2 protein-coding genes are annotated in these 1,126 nt (G+C 66.6%); both read left to right on the top strand.

Annotated features, from left to right (window positions below; all coding sequences use genetic code 11):
- On the top strand, positions 1–276 hold a 276-nt coding region (locus tag QYM41_RS17540; protein ID WP_368801054.1), incomplete at its 5' end, for a hypothetical protein.
- On the top strand, positions 273–545 hold the full coding sequence (locus QYM41_RS17535) for a sigma factor-like helix-turn-helix DNA-binding protein (protein WP_368801053.1): 273 nt from the start codon (positions 273–275) through the stop codon (positions 543–545). The genes QYM41_RS17540 and QYM41_RS17535, both read left to right, overlap by 4 nt.
- Positions 546–1,126: the final 581 nt, after the last annotated feature.

The raw sequence follows: 1,126 nt of genomic DNA, 5'->3' as shown, positions 1-1,126 counted from the left end.
GCCAGCGAGTGGGAGCAGACCGTTCACGCCTTCGCCGTGAACAAGAACCTCACCGCCGTCGCCGAGGAGTTCACCCGCGGCCCGCTGGGCGAGGTGGAAGTGCTGCACCTGGCCCGATCCATCGCCCGCTGGACCTGGCGCAACATCACCCCAGAACTCACCACCCAGAGACGCGAAGCCTGGACCGCGCCCAAGCACCAACAGCGCCGTGCCCAACGCGCCGCTGACAAACGCCGCATCGACCGCACGCTCATCCAGCAGGAGGCCCTCCGATGACCGCTGAGAATCCTGTACGCAGAACTAGGACTGCCCGCGAGGTCGCGCAGTCGGTGGGATGCCACCCACGTACCGTTCAGCGCGCTGTCGCTGAACCCCGCGATGAGTTCATCAAGCGCTCTCGGGCCCGGCAGGATCTCGCCCTCGAGCTCAAAAACGCCGGCCTGAAGTACCGCGAGATCGCCGACCGCCTCGGCTGCTCCGAGAAGGCCGCGCAGAACCTCGTTCACCGCGCCCGGGACCGGCACAAGCTCACTTCCGCCACCTGAACGTCTCTCCGTGCTGACACAAGCGGCACGGGTCGGTTCCGTGCCGCAGAATGATCCACGGTGAAAGGCAAATCACTGGAAAGGCCGGGGCCCCTCCCCGGCCTTTCGCATGCCCAGCGCAGCGCTCACCCGCCCCGCGTGGTGCCCCCGCCGGAGGCCGATCCCGTTCTATGGCACATAGAACATAGCTTTGCTCCGCCCGGGGCCGCCCCACTGATGCTGTCCAGCACGTGCGGGACAGACCTCCTCGGCCACGTCTCCAGATCGGAGGCCGACATCGACAGATCCGCCCTCTGCCGAGCCTTTCGCCCGCGTTCCTTCGTCACCTTTGGGCGTCTTCGGGACCACGACAGACACTGAAGGCGGGAGTTGGCGGGCTCACATCAACCGCTCCCACGGGAGGCCAGGGAGACCAGGCCCGGCCTCCCGTTACAGCGCTGGTCCAGCACTCGTAAGGTCTCCGGCACTAGGCATCCCGGACCGCTGTGCAGGACACTCAGAGGTGGGGAACGGGATCCTCCTCCCCACGAAAAAAGCCGGGCACCACTCCCCGGCTTTTTTCGTGCCCACAGCAGCGACAA

It is taken from the genome of Kocuria oxytropis, assembly GCF_040981195.1.
Classification (GTDB): domain Bacteria; phylum Actinomycetota; class Actinomycetes; order Actinomycetales; family Micrococcaceae; genus Kocuria; species Kocuria oxytropis.
The sequence above is the reverse complement of the archived record's forward strand: the minus strand, read 5'-3'. Positions and strand labels throughout refer to the sequence as shown.

Excerpts from the sequence above, each read along its gene's own strand:
- QYM41_RS17535 (WP_368801053.1), top strand. The coding sequence starts at position 273 with ATGACCGCTGAGAATCCTGTACGCAGAACTAGGACTGCCCGCGAGGTC.